Annotated in this window: 11 protein-coding genes; 5 read left to right on the forward strand and 6 right to left on the reverse strand. The window is 67.0% G+C overall.

Translation table 11 applies throughout. The features are described 5' to 3' along the window. The first annotated feature begins 33 nt into the window (after window positions 1–33). Window positions 34–921: an alpha/beta hydrolase gene (locus tag QNJ67_02055; protein MDJ0607733.1), complete on the forward strand. Its 888-nt coding sequence runs from the start codon at window positions 34–36 to the stop codon at window positions 919–921. Between the two features lie 38 nt (window positions 922–959). Here QNJ67_02055 and QNJ67_02060 read toward each other — a convergent pair whose 3' ends face one another. Together QNJ67_02060 and QNJ67_02065 are read right to left on the reverse strand one after the other, a co-directional pair. Continuing rightward, window positions 960–2,441: a sulfatase-like hydrolase/transferase gene (locus QNJ67_02060; GenBank protein MDJ0607734.1), complete on the reverse strand. Its 1,482-nt coding sequence runs from the start codon at window positions 2,439–2,441 to the stop codon at window positions 960–962. A gap of 84 nt (window positions 2,442–2,525) precedes the next feature. Continuing rightward, window positions 2,526–3,410: an ABC transporter substrate-binding protein gene (locus QNJ67_02065; protein ID MDJ0607735.1), complete on the reverse strand. Its 885-nt coding sequence runs from the start codon at window positions 3,408–3,410 to the stop codon at window positions 2,526–2,528. Window positions 3,411–3,562: 152 nt separating this feature from the next. Between QNJ67_02065 and QNJ67_02070 the strand changes: the two genes are divergently transcribed. Continuing rightward, window positions 3,563–3,781 carry a hypothetical protein gene (locus QNJ67_02070; GenBank protein ID MDJ0607736.1) on the forward strand — a complete coding sequence of 73 codons (219 nt, stop codon included), beginning with the start codon at window positions 3,563–3,565 and terminating at the stop codon, window positions 3,779–3,781. A gap of 160 nt (window positions 3,782–3,941) precedes the next feature. Here the strand turns inward: QNJ67_02070 and QNJ67_02075 are convergent, their stop codons facing one another. The 4 genes from QNJ67_02075 to QNJ67_02090 all read right to left on the reverse strand — a co-directional run bounded on the left by QNJ67_02075 (window position 3,942) and on the right by QNJ67_02090 (window position 8,787). Continuing rightward, on the reverse strand, window positions 3,942–5,126 hold the full coding sequence (locus QNJ67_02075) for an aminotransferase class I/II-fold pyridoxal phosphate-dependent enzyme (protein ID MDJ0607737.1): 1,185 nt from the start codon (window positions 5,124–5,126) through the stop codon (window positions 3,942–3,944). A gap of 176 nt (window positions 5,127–5,302) precedes the next feature. Next, entirely contained in the window at window positions 5,303–6,094 is a 792-nt protein-coding gene (locus tag QNJ67_02080) for a hydroxyacylglutathione hydrolase (GenBank protein ID MDJ0607738.1), read from the reverse strand. Between the two features lie 98 nt (window positions 6,095–6,192). Next, a complete protein-coding gene (locus tag QNJ67_02085; protein MDJ0607739.1) occupies window positions 6,193–6,945 on the reverse strand; it encodes a response regulator in 753 nt (250 codons plus the stop codon). A 63-nt stretch (window positions 6,946–7,008) separates the two neighbouring features. Next, entirely contained in the window at window positions 7,009–8,787 is a 1,779-nt protein-coding gene (locus QNJ67_02090; GenBank protein ID MDJ0607740.1) for an SLC13 family permease, read from the reverse strand. A gap of 152 nt (window positions 8,788–8,939) precedes the next feature. On the opposite strand from QNJ67_02090, the gene QNJ67_02095 reads away from it, so the two are divergent. From QNJ67_02095 to QNJ67_02105, 3 genes are all read left to right on the forward strand, one after another. Next, entirely contained in the window at window positions 8,940–10,979 is a 2,040-nt protein-coding gene (locus tag QNJ67_02095; protein MDJ0607741.1) for an NADH:flavin oxidoreductase, read from the forward strand. A gap of 699 nt (window positions 10,980–11,678) precedes the next feature. Beyond that, window positions 11,679–13,226, forward strand: coding sequence for a trehalose-phosphatase (otsB, locus tag QNJ67_02100; GenBank protein ID MDJ0607742.1), 1,548 nt, complete (start codon window positions 11,679–11,681; stop codon window positions 13,224–13,226). Next, window positions 13,223–15,652: a glycosyl hydrolase family 65 protein gene (locus QNJ67_02105; GenBank protein MDJ0607743.1), complete on the forward strand. Its 2,430-nt coding sequence runs from the start codon at window positions 13,223–13,225 to the stop codon at window positions 15,650–15,652. The genes otsB and QNJ67_02105 overlap by 4 nt, the downstream gene beginning before the upstream one ends. The last annotated feature ends 5 nt before the right edge of the window (window positions 15,653–15,657 follow it).

Below are 15,657 nucleotides of genomic sequence, written 5' to 3' on the forward strand. Positions count from 1 at the left end.
TCACCTGATCCCGAGCCACGACATTTCGAGTGGATGGAGTACTACAAGGAGTTCACCTATTTCTCACCAAAAGACGTAAGGGACGGCTGCCATCCACGTATCATGCTTCATGCCGCGCCGGCAAGAAACGCAATCGTCCTGGTCCACGGATTATCGGACTCACCGCACTTCGTTTCTTCAATAGGCCAACACTTCCACGAGAAACTGGGGTTCGATGTCTACCTGCCGCTCTTACAGTGCCACGGTCTACGGGAGCCGCGTGGCATGGAAACGGTCGATCTGGCGGAGTGGAAACGGAACGTACGCTTTGCGATGCGAAAAGCGCAGGAAAGATCGGAAAGAATATCCATCGGCGGGCTCTCTACCGGTGGCACGCTAAGCTTCTACATGGCCGCGACCAAGCCGGCAGTGAATGGTGATCTCTACCTTTTCTCGGCGGCGCTCGACCTCGCTGGTGGCCACATGGGGTTGCTCGGTGAGTTGAAAGAACGTGTCTTGAGAACCTTCCTGGCGGATATTCTTGATCAGGAGAAGCCGCTTGTTGGCTCCAATCCATACCGCTACAGCCACATCGACATGGATGCAGCTCAAGAGCTCGCCTATCTGATCAAGGAAACCGACGACCTCATCGACGGATTTGACCACAAATGTCCCTTCCCGAGGCGCATCTTTATTGCTCATTCAGAATCGGATTCAACGGCCGACATCAGTGGCGTTGAGAATCTTTGCGAAAAAGTATCGGGAGATGAGTCGCTAGTCTTTTATAGAATTCCAGAGAGTCGCGGTGTCTCCCACGCAAGCCTCGTACTGAAAGACCCAATTCGGGACAACGGCAAGATTCTCGAGGCGGAGAACCCGCTTTTCGAAGACATGATGAAGGAGGCCGGTGCTTTCGCGCTGAAACACGGGCCTTCTGATTGATCGCCGAAACGTTCGGCACTTGCGGGGTTTCAAGCGCCTCACCCTGCCGCGTTGATCGACTGCCAGCTCATCCCGGGTGGCGGTGAGTAGGCAAAGCCGCTCATCTTCTCGCGCACCCTCGCCTCACCGCCGTGCAGCTCGATCAAGGCCCTTTGATCCGCTTTTGCCTGCGCATCCACGGCTTCCGGGTCGAGCTTGGCCCGCAGCAAGCCGATCATTCTCTCGACCTGCGCCCGGTTGCCGGCGTCGAGGGCCAAGTCCCGCGCCTCCTGCGGATCGGCGGAAAGGTCGAAGAGCTGGGGCTCCATGCCGACGAAGTAGATCAGCTTCAAAGGCCCCTCGCGCAGAACGAAGCCAGCCGACTTGGTGCCGGTGCCATGGTACTCGGCGAAGTTGGAGCAGCGCCGCTCGCGGCCGCGGATCAAGGGCCAGAGGCTGCGAGCCTCGAGGCCCTGCTCTTCGGCCGTCGGAGGAAGGCCGCAGCCTTCGAGGATCGTCGGGTAGAGGTCGACATGGGACACCGGGTCGCCGAGCCGGGCGCCGGACGGGATCTGCGGACCGGCCAGTATCAGGGGAACCCGCAGCGCCTCCTCGAAGAGATGAAAGAGACCGAAGATGTAGTGGTCGCCGCAACTGAAGCCGTGATCCGAGGTGTAGACGACACGGGTGGTCTCCGCCAGGCCGAGCCCCTCCAGCGTCCCGAGGACACGACCGACGAGATCGTCCAGGTAGCTCACCGTGGCGAAGTAGGCCGCCCGGACGGCTTGAACCTGCGCCAGCGTAACGTCGGGCTGGTGGCAGACGATGTCCCGCAGGTGACGGATCGAGGGGTGGTCCGGGCGCTCGTCCTCGTGGAACCGGATGGGGGGCGGCAGATCGGAGGGGTCGTAGAGCTTGTAGAACTTCTCGGGCGTCACAAAGGGCGCGTGGGCGGCGATGAAATGGACCGACAAGGCCCAGGGCGCGACGCTCGAGACGGCTTCCTCCCGCAGCCAAGCTTGAGCCGCCGCGACGATGCGTTCGTCGTAGCGGCGGTAGGGCGACAAGTCTCCGGCGCCGAACTGCGACGTCCAGATGTCCCAAAGGCCCCGATAGCAGGGCTCCGCATCCTTGAAGCGCAGCGCGCTCACCAGGTCGCCGATGCCGTCGGCGATCTGCATGGTTTCCATGAAGCGGCTGAAGCCGTAGTCGTCCGTATCGTCGCGGAAGTGCATCTTGCCGACGCCGACGGTCTCGTAGCCGGCGCCACGAAGCCGCTTCATCCAGCTGTCGCGGACTCCGTCGTAGGCGATCGAGGAATCCCAGTAGCCGCTTTCGTGCGGGAAGCGGCCCGTGGCGACGGCCGCGCGGGCGGGAACGCAGAGCGGGCTCGCACAATAGGCGGACTCGAAGAGCAGGCCCCGCTTTGCCAGGGCGTCGAGGTTCGGCGTCTTGATCCAGGGATTGCCCAAGGCCCCGAGCAGATCCGGCGCATGGCTTTCACCGAGCAGGAACAGGAGGTTTGGCGGCTCTTCCGGCATCCGGGACGAAATGGGATCTCCTCACGGGTCGTCTTGAACTGCGGTCAACCACCACAAGAAAGAGCGTTTACGGCCGAGAAGAATCTAGTTCGGCGGTAGCGCACAGACCTGGTCGTAGCGGTAGCGTTCCTTGATCAGGCCGTTGTACTCGAAGACGTCGAGCGTCTTCTGGTAGGCCGCCTCGGTGATCTCGACGTGGGGCGTCCAGCAGCCGAGCTTCTGGTAGGTCGCGATGCAGTCGGTCAGCACGGCCTCGTCGATGTCGGGGAAGTAGGGCTTCTCGGCCTTGGCGATCTCGGCGGCCGGGGTCTCGTTCATGTAGACCCGGGTCTTGCGGTAGGCCCGCATGAAGGCCCGGGCCATGTCGGTCTCGAGCCATTCGCGGGTGGCGGCCAGGCTGGAGAAGCCGCAAGGGCCGATCAGCGGGCCGACCTGCGCCACGACGTGGCCGACGCCGTCGGCCTGGAGCTGCTGCGGGAAGGGCCCCTGCTGCTGGACATAGAGGCCCTGCCCTTCGCGGAAGGCCTTGTCGATGTCGGCCGCCCCGCCCGGGTTGATCGGCTTGATCCTGTCGAAGTCGATACCGGCCTTGTGGCAGGCGTACTTGAACATGGCGAGCGGCTGCCCGCCCTTGAAGAGAACGACCTCGGCGCCTTCCAGCTTGTCCCAGGTGAAGTCGGGGTCGGCCTCGCGCCCGGTCAGAAAGAAGCCGTCCATCTCGTTGACCTGGGCGAAGTGCACCGTGGCCGGGGTCTCGCCCTTGTTGAGCGGCCCGAAGCCCTGGCTGAGCGCCGACTGCACGACATGGACCGACCCCTCGCTCAAGGCGCCCAGCGCCGAGGTTCCCGGCGGCGACACCGACCACTCGGGCTCCAGCCCCTCGTCCCGGAGAAAACCGCCCGACATCGCCGAGATCAGCGGCGAGTAGAAGGCGGAGAACAAGGTGAACTGGATGTTGATCTGGGCCAAGGCGCCCTCCCCTCTGCAGCATCGTTCGAAGTCGCACAACTCTAGGCCATGACGCGTCCTGCCGCGACCCAAGAGACCCCGCAATTAACGAAATCCTGGTCTTTCGGCGCGACACTCCCGCTCCCCCCAGTCGGCCCCAGGAGAGCGACGCGATGAAGTACTGCCGCAGCTGCCGGAGCTTCGCCCCCAGCGGCGAGGAGCTCGACCGCGACGACCCGGAGATCCTCAACCAGAAGGTCAAGGTCGGCGAGTGCCGGCGCTACGCCCCGCGTCCTGCGACGGTCTCGGAACTGGGCACCAAGGTGATGAACGCCTGGCCGACCGTCGCCTCGGACTACGGCTGCGGTGAGTGGGATCCGGCCTTCGAGTAGTCCCGGTCGCCGCTTGACGACCGCAGGAAACCCCTGACCGAATTGTCATGCCCGGACTTGATCCGGGCATCCAGGGACCACGCGCAAATCCGGTGCCGCTACTCCTGGATGGCCGGATCGAGTCCGGCCATGACAGAAACTACAAACCTGCCGCCGCCCGTCACCCCAAGGCCGCCTCGAAGTCCTCCAGGATATCCTCCTCGTCCTCCAGGCCGATCGAGGCGCGGATCAGCCCGTGAGTAAGCCCCGCTCGGGCCAGGTCCTCCGCGCTGTAGGTCGCGTGGGTCATGCTCGTCGGGTGCTGCACCAGGGTCTCGCAGCCGCCCAGACTAACCGCCCGGCTGGCCAGCTTCAGCGCGTTCATGAAATGCCGCCCCGCGTCTGCGCCGCCCTTGAGCTCGAAGGCGAGCAGGCCGCCGAAGTCGCTCATCTGGGCCTTGGCGACGGCGTGCCCGGGGTGGGACTCCAGTCCCGGATAGAGGACTCTGGCGACCTTGGGATGGCCCTCGAGGAAGCGGGCCAACGCCATGGCGTTACGGCTCTGGCGCTCGACCCGGACGCCCAGGGTCTTCAGGCCGCGCAGCACCAGGAAGGCGGAGAGCGGCGCCAGCGCGCCGCCGGTCAGGTAGCGCAGGCCGTGGCGGCGGGTTTGCGTGACGACCTCTTCCGGGCCGATCAGCGCGCCGGCGATCACGTCGCTGTGGCCGCCCAGGAACTTCGTCATGGAGTGGACCACGGCATCGGCGCCGCACTCGATCGGCCGCTGCAGGGCCGGCGAGGCGAAGGTGTTGTCGACCACGGTGAGGGCGCCGTGCGCCTTCGCCACTTCCGAGACGGCGCGCACGTCCACGATCGCCAGGTCCGGGTTGGCCGGCGTCTCGAAGAAGACCAGGCGGGTCTTCTCCGTGATCCCGGCCTCGACCGCCGCCGGGTCGGCCAGGTCGACCCGCTTCACCGTGACGCCGAAACGGGGCAGACCCTCGGCGACCAAGGCGTGGGTGTTGCCGTAGAGCGTGGTGTGGGCGACGAGCTCGTCGCCCTGGTTGAGCAGCGACCAGAAGAGGCTGGAGATCGCCGCCATGCCGGAGCCGGCGGCCATGGCGGCATCGCCCCCTTCAAGATCGGCCAGACGGCTTTCCAGCAGCTCCTGCGTCGGGTTGCGGGTGCGGCCGTAGATGAAGGCCTCGCCCTGCCCGACCGCGGCCAAGGCAGCCTCCTCCACGTTCTCGAACGCGAAGGTCGAGGAGAAGTGCACCGGCGGCGTCACCGCGCCCTGCTCTTCCGACGCGTCGTAGCCGAAGTGGATCGCCCGCGTGTTGAACCCGGGGCTGCGGTTGCGGCGCATGGCTTGTTCCCTAACCGTGTTGTCTTTACTGGCTGAAAGAAAATTGGAGTCCTTGATCGACGCCACCCTTCGACAAGCTCAGGGTGAGAATACTTTTTGGATACGACTTCCCCCTCACCCTGAGCTTGTCGAAGGGTGATGGCCCCGGCTAGCCGCTAAGTCAGCGGCCCGACGCATCACCAGCTGTTGCGCAGTTCGCGCAGCTTGAGGAAGACCGTCTTGGGGTCGGGCTGGTCCGGCAGGTCCGTGAAGGCCTCGCGCAGGCGCGCGATCACGCTGGGGCTGTGCAGCCGGAAGAAGGTGTTGATCTCTTTCTCGAGGCCGAGAGTCGAGACCAGCGCCTCGTCCGGGTCCTGGTCGTCCACGTCGCCGAGCAGCGCTGCCGCCCTGGCGTTGTCCGGCTCCCGGTCGAGGGTGAAGCGCAGGTTGTTGGCGATGTAGTCGTGGCCCGGATAGATCAGCGTCTCGTCGGGCAGCTTGGCGAGCTGGGCCGCGAAGGTGTGGTAGAGCTCGTTGGGGTGGCCGCCGTTGTGGCAGTTGCCGGCGCCGGCGTTGAACAGCGTGTCGCCGCAGAACAGCGCCGGCTGGTCGGTGCGGGACAAGAGGCAGACGTGGCTCATGGTGTGGCCCGGCGTGTCGAGGGCCTCCAGCTCGACCGACTTGCCGACCTTGATGACGTCGCCGGCGCCCAGGCCCCGGTCCATGCCCGGGATCTTGTCCTTGGCGTTCTCGTGGGCCAGCAGCTTGGCGCCGGTCGCCCTCACCATGGCTTTGTTGCCGCCGATATGGTCGCCGTGCTCGTGGGTGTTGAGGATCTGGGTGATCTCCCAGCCCTTCTCCTTGGCCTTGGCCAGGCACTTCTTGTGATCCAAGGGGTCGATCGCCAGCGCCTCGCCGGTCTCCGGGCAGGCGATTAGGTAGTTGAAGTTGCGATAGGCGTTGGCGGTCCAGATCTGCTCGACGATCACGGCTTGCTTCCCTCTTCAGATGAGGCGGGCAGTCTAGCCGGATCGCACCCCTGCGTCAGTCCTTGAGAAATCTGTTCTGGAGGATCGCTCTACGGGGCTCAGACGAAGCGAACGCCCAGCTTGTTGCGGTAGCGCCAGCAGACCACGCATCTGTAGGACGGACCCATGTGGATGCGCAGGGTGAACTCATCGGGGCAGTGGGGCAGATCGGCCGGCTGGAGCGCGGCGCCGCCGTCCGAGAGGTTGAGCACGACGCAGTCCATGGTGCAGGTGGCAGCCCGGTAGACGATGACCGCGCCCTGCAGGACGCTGGAGCGCTCCGATTCCCGGCGCTCCCGGCCCGGCCGCGGGGCCAGACGGATCACGGGTTTTCGGCCCGGGGCAGGTTCCGGCTCGGGCTCGGGTTCTGGATCGGGCGCCGCAGGTTCCTCCGGCGGCTCTTCCCGGGTTCGCGCCAGAGCCAAGTCGATGCGGGTCACCAACTGGTCCCGGTTGAACGGCTTGACCAGGTAGTCGGCGACCCCGAGGCTGAAGCCCAGCTTGGCTTCGTCCTGCCGGACGAGGCCGGTCTGGATGATGACCGGCGTCTCGACACCCGCGGCGCGGAGCTGCTGAAGCACCTCGTAGCCGTCCATCCCCGGCAGCATCACGTCGAGCAAGATCAGGTCGTAGGGCTGGTTGACGGCATGGGCCACCGCCTCCTCGCCGCGCGTGACCCAGTCGGTCTTGTGCCTGCAACTCTTGAGCATCAGTTCGACGGCCTTGCCGATCTGGGGCTCGTCCTCGACCAGGAGAATCTGCAGGCGTTTGGCGTCTTTGGTCGCGGCGCGATGGGAATAGTTCGAACGCATAGTTCCGGACTAGACGGCGATGGGAAATTTTTCGTTAAGATCGCGCTCCTGAGGGCCCTGCCGTCAGGGCATCCAGACAGCCATGATCGTCGGCACCGAGACCGCGACGATCAGCAGCTCGAGCGGCGCGCCCATCCTGGCGTAGTCGGTGAAGCGGTAGCCGCCGGGGCCCATGACCAGGGCATTGGACTGGTGGCCGATCGGCGTCAGATAGGGCGAGGCGCTGCCCACGGCGACCGCCATCAGGAAGGGGTCCATCGAGAGGTTCAACGCTCCGGCGACCGAGACGGCGATCGGCGCCATGAGGATCGCCGTCGGCGAGTTGTGGATCAGGTCGGACAGCCACATGGAGGCGACGACCAGGAGCGCGAGCATGGCCCAGATCGGCAGGTCGCCGGCGGCGCCGACGATCCAGCCGGCGATCAGCGCCGTGCCGCCGGTCGCCTCCAGGGCCTCGCCGACCGGGATCAGCGCCGCCAGCAGCACGACGACCGGCCACTCGATGCTCTCGTAGGCGTCCCGCACCGCGATGCGCCCGGCCAGGATCAGGGCCGCGACCGCGGCGACGAAGGCGATCTGGATCGGCACCCAGCCGAAGGCCGACGCGGTGACGGCGGCGACGAAGATCGAGAGGGTGACCACCCGGCGGCGCGGGTTCTGCGGCCGCAGACCGCGCTCGGCCAGGGGCAAGCAGCCGAGGTCGTCCATCACCTGGTTCAGCGTCTCCCGCTCGCCCTGCAGCAGCAGCACGTCGCCGGTCTCGAAGCGCACGTTGGCCAGGCGCGCCACGGGACTGCGGTCGCGCCTGGCCACCGCGAGCAGGTTGACGCCGTAGCGGTCGTGCATCCTGAGCGCCCGCATCCTCTGCCCCTCGATCGGCGAGTCGGGCATGAGCACCGCCTCGACGACGCGGACGTCGGGTGAGCGGACCTCCTCTGGTTTGACGGCGTGCTCGGCCAGCTGCCGCAGCATGCCGTCGTCGAACAGCGGCTCGAGCGCCGCCGGGTCACCTTCCAGCACCAGGATGTCGCCGGCGCGCAGCCGTTCGATGCCCCGCGGGGCGAGTCGGCGGCGCTCGCCGCGCACGATGGACATGACCGTCGCCTCGTTCTCGCACAGCCGTTCGAGGTGGCGCACGCTCCGGCCGATCAGCCGGGAGCTCGGGCCGACCCGCGCCTCGGTCGTATAGGCCTGGATCCGGAAACGGCCTTCACGCGCGGCCTCGCCGTGCCGGTTCTCCGGCAGCAGCCGCCAGCCGATCAGGGTGATGTAGGCGATGCCGGCCAAGGCCACGGCGAGGCCGACCGGCGTGAAGTCGAACATGCCGAAGGGCTCGCCCGCGGCGTCGCCGCGGAAGGTCGCAACGATGATGTTGGGCGGCGTGCCGATCAGGGTCACCAGCCCGCCGAGCAGCGAGGCGAAGGAGAGCGGCATGAGCACCTTGGCCGGCGAGCGCCCGGCCCGCTGGGCCGAGCGCAGGGCGACCGGCAGCATGAGCGCCAGCGCCCCGACGTTGTTCATGAAGGCCGAGATCGCCGCCGTCAGGGCGCCAGCAGCGCCGACCTGGGTGGTGGTCCGGTGCCGGGTCGGCGCCAGGAAGCGTACGAGGTTGTCGACCACGCCGGAGTCCTGGAGCGAGCGGCTGATGATCAGGACCGCGGCCACGGTGATCACCGCCGGGTGGCCGAAGCCGTGGAAGGCCTCGGCGGCGGGCACGATGCCTGCGGCAACCAGCGCCAGCAGTGCCAGGACCGCGACCACGTCGAATCGCCATCGCCCCCAGGCGAAAAGCGCCATGGCCGCCCCGAGAACGGCGAAGACGATGCCCTGCTCAAAAGTCATGTCATACCCCCGGCCAGCATAGCATGGACATCGGATGGGGCAGCAGACGCGCGCTGCCGCTCGAATTCGCCATTGCCAGGCGGGGTGGCCTGACCAAAGATCGGAGGAACGAGCAGCCGAAGACCAGGACGAGCACCGGAGGACAGGCGGCCATGACCAGGCAGGACCCGCTCCTGGAGCCCTTCACGCTGAAGGGCCTGACCATCCGCAACCGCATCATGAGCACCAGCCACGCGCCCGCCTACGTGAAGGACGGGCACCCGCGCGAGCGCTATCAGCTCTATCACGAGGAGAAGGCCAAGGGCGGCATCGGGCTGACCATGTTCGGCGGCTCGACCAATGTCGCTCCCGACTCGCCCTCGGTCTTCGGCCAGATCTACGCCGCCGACGATTCCGTCATCCCGCACTTCCAGGCCCTGGCGGACCGGGTGCACAAGCACGGCGCCGCCATCATGTGCCAGATCACCCATATGGGCCGGCGCACCACCTGGAACGACGGCGAGTGGCTGCCGGTGATCGCGCCTTCGCGGGTGCGCGAGCCGGCCCACCGGGGTTTCCCCAAGGAGATGGACCAGTACGACATCGACCGCACGGTCGCGGCCTATGCCGCTACGGCGCGCCGCGTCAAGGAGGGCGGCCTCGACGGCGTCGAGCTGCTGGCCCACGGCCACCTGCTGGAGCAGTTCTGGTCGCGCCGGGTCAACAAGCGCAGCGACGGCTACGGCGGCTCGCTGGAAAACCGCATGCGCTTCTCGCTCGAGGTGCTGGAGGCGGTGCGCCGCGAGGTCGGCCCGGACTTCGTGGTCGGTATCCGCATGGGCTCCGAGAGCGACCTGGAGGACGACCTGACCCTGGAGGAGAACCTCGACATCGCCGAGAAGATGGAGCAGAGCGGCCTGGTCGACTTCCTCAACATCAACCGCGGCCAGATCGAGAGCGACCAGACGCTCGCCCACATGATGCCCGGCATGTCTGACCCGCTCGGCGTGCACCTGCACGTGCTCAAGCACTTCCGTGGTCGGGTCAAGCTGCCCCTGTTCCACGCCTGCCGGATCATCGACCTGGCCAGCGCGCGCCACGCCGTCGAGGCCGGCCTGCTCGACATGGTCGGCATGACCCGGGCGCACATCGCCGACCCCCACATCGTCAGCAAGCTGATGCGCGGCGAGGAGGAGCGCATCCGGCCCTGCGTCGGCGCCGGCTACTGCCTGGACCGGATCTACGCCGGCGGCGAGGCGCTCTGCATCCACAACGCCGCCACGGGCCGCGAGGCGACCATGCCCCACGTCGTCCCCAGGTCGGACAAGCCGGGCAAGAAGGCCGTCGTTGTCGGCGGCGGCCCCGGCGGCCTGGAGGCGGCCCGGGTGCTCGCCGAGCGCGGCCACGAGGTGGTGCTCTTCGAAGCGGCGAAGGCCCTGGGCGGGCAGGTCAACCTGGCGGCCAAGGCGAGCTGGCGCGGCGACATGGTGGGAATCGTTCAATGGCTCGAGCACGAGCTGGAGCACCTCGGCGTGACCGTCCACACCAACCGCTACGCCGAGGAGGTGGACATCATCGCCGAACGCCCGGATATCGTCATCATGGCCACCGGCGGCCTGCCCGACCCGGTGCTCGATGAGCAGGCCGACCTTGTGCTCTCGGTGGTCGACGTGCTCTCGGGCTCGGTCACGCTCTCGGGCTCGGTCATGGTCTACGACGACAACGGCCAGCACCCCGGCCCCTCCTGCGCCGAGTTCCTCGCCGAGCGCGGCTGCCAGGTCGAGCTGGTGACGCCGGACCGCATGGCGGCGGCGGAGATGGGCACTCTCAGCTTTCCGATCTTCCTGGAGCATCTCTACCAGCACGGCGCGACGCTGACCCCGGACCGCCGATTGGCCGGCGTGGAAAGACAGGACAACAGGCTCAAGGTGACCCTGCGCAACGAATTCACCGGCGCGGAGGAGACTCGCCTGGTCGACCACCTGGTGGTCGAGCACGGGACGATCCCCATGGACGAGGTGTTCCACGGCCTCAAGGAGCAGGCCACGAACCACGGCCATACCGACCAGGCCGCCCTGCTCGACGGCCGGCCCCAACCCGAGGGCGACAACCCCGGCGGGCTGTTTCGGCTGTTCCGCGTCGGCGACGCCGTCGCCAGCCGCAACGTCCACGCCGCGATCTACGACTCGCTGCGGCTGTGCAAGGATCTCTAGCACGCCGGTGACGTCGTCTTGGAAGCGGATGGGTCGGGCTTACCGGCGCTTCACCGGCAGCTTGATAGACTTCCTACGAAGGTCCTGATACCGCAGAGTATTTCCCTGCCGGTCCATAACCAGCATGGAACCGCGGCGCTTCTCGTTGGAGCAAAGATTCAGTATGGCCAAGGATCTTCGGTTCAGGATTCCCGAGTAGACGACCTGATTACAGACTCTATCGTAAACGCAGATTTCCAGATCCTTGTCGCTCGGGTTCTCGAGATTGATTCTTACCGGTTGAGGGGAAAAATTTTTCCCATAAGCGTGCAGCCAAGGCTTCGGCCAAGGATCCGACCAGCACTGGGTGGATAGGGATTCTGACGATTTGGCAGGGTCCGCGACCACAGCTGGCGCGAGGCAAAACGCCGGAACCAGCACCACTGAATAGATGAGAACCTTCATGCCGTTTATTTGGGTAACGAGGCAACCCGCAGTGATTACACTGCATCTGAACTAGCTCTAGTTTAGCAGAGGCGGACCCAGACACGAACACTCCTAGCCGAAGGGGCTGTTCCGGTTGCGCGAGGCCCCCGCTTGCAGGAAAGATGTACGCGCCAGTGGCGCGGTGGGAGCGTCCTCGCGGCGAGGAGCGAAAGGGCCGGGCGGCGGACATTGGACAGGGCCCGCCTACGGGCGGCACGAACGGGGGGGCGGGTCATGTCAGGCCGATCGATCGCGGCGGTAATCTTCGACATGGACGGCGTGGTCGTGCAGACGGCCGGGATCCACGCGGCCGCCTGGAAGGCTGTCTTCGACGACTTCCTGAAACGACAATCCGAAGGCGCGGGAACGCCCTTCGTCCCTTTCGACGCGGACAGCGACTATCGGCTCTACGTCGACGGCAAGCCGCGCCTCGACGGCGTGCGCGCGTTTCTCGCGTCGCGCGCGATCTCCCTGCCGGAGAGCGGTTCCGGCGAGCCGCCGGTACCGGACAGCGTCGAAGGGCTCGGGGACCGCAAGAACCGGGCCTTTCTCGAGTTGCTCGAGGGCCGGGGCGCCCGGCCCTACCCCGGCACGGTCGCGCTGATCGACCGCCTGAAGGCGGCGGGCCTGAAAGTCGCCCTGATCTCGGCCAGCCGGAACTGCGCCGCCATCATCGAGGGCGCCGGACTGACGGGCCTGTTCGACGCGCGGGTCGACGGCATCGACAGCGGCCGCCTCGGCCTCGCCGGCAAGCCCGCACCGGACATATTCCTGGAGGCCGCCCGCCGCCTCGGCGTCGCGCCCGGCGAGGCGGCGGTGGTCGAGGACGCCATCGCGGGCGTCGAGGCGGGACGCCGCGGCGGCTTCGGCTTCGTGGTCGGCGTGGACCGCACGGGCCACCCGGACGACCTGAAGGCGAACGGAGCCGACGTCGTGGTCTCCGATCTCGCTCTTCTGGAACCCGGGGATCTGGGGCTCGGCGCGCCGGGGAGCGCGCCCCTGCCCTCGGCGCTCTCCGCCTTCCCCGATATCGCCGCCTGCTTCAGGGGCCTTCGGCCGGCGGTCTTCCTCGACTACGACGGCACCCTTACGCCGATCGTCGATCGGCCGGACCTCGCCATCCTCGACGACGCGATGCGGCGGCGCGTCGAGCACCTGGCCGGGCTCTGCCCCGTCGCCGTCGTCAGTGGCCGCGGACTGAACGATATCCGCACGATGATCGGCCTGGAGGGTCTCTACTACTCGGGCAGCCACGGCTTTCAGATCGCCGGGCCCGGTGACTGGACCCGCGACTACGAGCCGGTGGCGCACATTCCGGCCGTCGTCGACAGCGCCGTGGCGGAGCTGCACGAGCGACTCGACGGCATCGGCGGCGCGCTGATCGAGCCCAAGCGCTTCTCGGTCGCCGTTCACTACCGCCTCGTGGCGCAGCAGGACCTGGACGCGGTCGAGGCGGCCACGGACGCCGTGCTGGCCAGCCGCCCGGAGCTCAAGAAAGGCGGCGGCAAGAAGGTCTTCGAGCTGCGCCCAGACGTCGCGTGGGACAAGGGTCGCGCCGTGACCTGGCTGGTCGAAACCATGGGCCTCTCGCGCGACGAGACGGTTCCGATCTATCTGGGCGACGACACGACCGACGAGGACGCCTTCCGCGCGCTGCGGGGATGGGGTCTCGGCGTTGTCGTTCTCGAGGACAGCCGCCCCACTGCGGCCGACTATGCGCTTGCCGATCCTGGCGAGGTCGGCCGCTTTCTTGACGCACTGGCGGAGGAGATCGGGCGATGAGCGAGGATGCTTCCTGGGTCCTGACCTACGAAGGCTTCGAGCCGGAGAAGGAGCGCCTGCGCGAGGCGCTCTGCACCCTCGGCAACGGCTACTTCTGCACGCGCGGCGCCGGCCCCTGGACGAGCGCCGACGAGATCCACTACCCGGGCACCTACGCCGCCGGCCTCTACAACCGCCTGCCGACCGAGATCGCCGGCCGGGAGATCGTCAACGAGGACCTGGTCAACCTGCCGAACTGGCTCTGCCTCGAGGTACGCCTCCACGACGAGAACGACTGGTTTGACCTCAGCCGGGTCGAGCTCCTCGACTACCGCCAGGAGCTCGACCTGAAACGCGGGCTCCTGATCCGGCGCATCCGCTGCCGGGACCCGCAAGGCCGGGAAACACGCCTCAATCTCCAGCAGTTCGTCCACATGCAGCGGCGTCACCTCGCGGCCGTGCAACTGAGCCTCGTTCCGGAGAACTGGGCCGGCCGGATCCGGATACGCGCCGCGCTCGACGGCAGGGTCGAGAACAAGGGCGTCGCGCGATACCGTTCCCTCAATTCGAAGCACCTCGAGCCGATCGAGAGCGCGGCCGACTCGGAAAGGATCCTGCTTCGCGTGCGCACCTCTCAGTCGCGGGTGGAGATCGTCCAGTGCGCGCGGACCCGGGTCTATATCGACGATTCGGAATGCGCCGCCGCCTGGCATCCGATCGAGGAGTCCGGCTACGTCGCCGAGGAGCTTGACTGCGAGGTCGAGGCCGGCCAACGCGTCCGGGTCGAGAAGACCGTGGCCCTGTGCACGTCGCGCGACCGCGGGATCTCGGAGAGCGGCCTCGCGGCGCGCAAGCAGCTCGCCCGGGCGGCCGGCTTCGCCCGGATGCTGGCCGAACACGCACAGGCCTGGGAAGGCTTGTGGCGCCGCTGCGACATCAAGCTCGTACCGGACTCGCACCCGCAGCTGGTGCTGCGGCTGCACGTCTTCCACATGCTCCAGACGGCCTCGCCGAACACGATCGATCTCGACACCGGGGTTCCGGCCCGGGGCCTGCACGGGGAAGCCTATCGGGGCCACATCTTCTGGGACGAGCTCTTCGTGCTGCCGTGGATGACCCTGCGGCTGCCCGACGTGACCCGCTCGTTCCTGCTCTACCGCTTCCGCCGCCTCGACGAGGCGCGCTGGAACGCGCGGGAAGCCGGGTTCCGCGGCGCCATGTTCCCGTGGCAGAGCGCGAGCGACGGCCGGGAGGAAACCCAGGAGATCCATCTCAATCCCAAATCGGGGCGCTGGATCGCCGACCGCTCGCGTCTGCAGCGCCACGTGAACGCGGCGATCGCCTACAATGTCTGGTTCTACGTCCAGGCGACCCAGGACCGCTCTTTCCTGTCCTTCTACGGCGCCGAGATGATCTTCGAGATCGCCCGCTTCTGGGCGAGCCTGGCGCGTTTCGATCCGAAACTCGACCGCTACGAGATCCGCGGCGTCATGGGCCCCGACGAGTACCACGACGGCTACCCCGGCAGCGACGAGCCGGGCCTCGCGAACAACGCCTATACCAACGTCATGGTCGCCTGGGTCTGCTGGCGCGCGCTCGACACGCTCGACATGTTGGACGAGGTGCGCCGCCAAGCCCTGCGCGACCGGCTGGGAATCACGGCGGAAGAGATCGAGACCTGGGACGCGATGAGCCGGAAGATGCGGCTCTTCATCGGGGACGACGGCGTCATCCGCCAGTTCGAGGGCTACGACGAGCTGGCGGAGCTCGACTGGGACGACTACCGGCAGCGATACGGCAACATCCAACGTCTCGACCGGATCCTGGAAGCCGAAGGCGACGACCCCAACCGCTACAAGCTCTCGAAGCAGGCTGACGTGCTCATGCTGCTCTACCTCTTCTCGGTCGGCGAGCTGCGGCGGCTGCTGGAGCGTCTCGGCTACCCGCTCGATGACGAGGCGATCCGGCGCAACGTGGCCTACTACATGCCGCGCACCTCGGAGGGCTCTACCCTGAGCCGGATCGTCCACGCCTGGCTGCTCGCCCGGATCGACCGCAACCGCTCATGGGACGTGTTCCGCGAGGCGCTCGAGAGCGATATCAGCGACGTCCAGGGCGGAACCACGGCCGAGGGCGTTCACCTGGGCGCCATGGGCGGGACAGTGGACATCATACAACGCTGCTATACCGGCCTCGAGGCGCGGGACGACGCTCTGTTCTTCCATCCCAACCTGCCGGAGCACATGCACTCGGTCAGCCAACGCTTCCGCTATCGCGGCCATTGGCTGGACGTCCGCGTCCATCGCGACGAGCTGGAGATCGAGGCGGCCAAAGGCCCGGCGGCGCCGGTGAAGATCGGCTTCGACGGCGAAATCCATACGCTAGCAGGCGGCGATGCTCTTCGTATCAAGATCGGCGCGAGGCCAAAGAGCCAGGGAGACGATTGAGGCAC

Source organism: Kiloniellales bacterium (assembly GCA_030064845.1).
Classification (GTDB): Bacteria; Pseudomonadota; Alphaproteobacteria; order Kiloniellales; family JAKSDN01; genus JASJEC01.

Excerpts from the sequence above, each read along its gene's own strand:
- QNJ67_02055 (MDJ0607733.1), top strand. The coding sequence starts at position 34 with ATGGAGTACTACAAGGAGTTCACCTATTTCTCACCAAAAGACGTAAGG.
- QNJ67_02060 (MDJ0607734.1), bottom strand. The coding sequence starts at position 2,441 with ATGCCGGAAGAGCCGCCAAACCTCCTGTTCCTGCTCGGTGAAAGCCAT.
- QNJ67_02070 (MDJ0607736.1), top strand. The coding sequence starts at position 3,563 with ATGAAGTACTGCCGCAGCTGCCGGAGCTTCGCCCCCAGCGGCGAGGAG.
- QNJ67_02075 (MDJ0607737.1), bottom strand. The coding sequence starts at position 5,126 with ATGCGCCGCAACCGCAGCCCCGGGTTCAACACGCGGGCGATCCACTTC.
- QNJ67_02085 (MDJ0607739.1), bottom strand. The coding sequence starts at position 6,945 with ATGCGTTCGAACTATTCCCATCGCGCCGCGACCAAAGACGCCAAACGC.
- QNJ67_02090 (MDJ0607740.1), bottom strand. The coding sequence starts at position 8,787 with ATGACTTTTGAGCAGGGCATCGTCTTCGCCGTTCTCGGGGCGGCCATG.
- QNJ67_02095 (MDJ0607741.1), top strand. The coding sequence starts at position 8,940 with ATGACCAGGCAGGACCCGCTCCTGGAGCCCTTCACGCTGAAGGGCCTG.
- otsB (MDJ0607742.1), top strand. The coding sequence starts at position 11,679 with ATGTCAGGCCGATCGATCGCGGCGGTAATCTTCGACATGGACGGCGTG.
- QNJ67_02105 (MDJ0607743.1), top strand. The coding sequence starts at position 13,223 with ATGAGCGAGGATGCTTCCTGGGTCCTGACCTACGAAGGCTTCGAGCCG.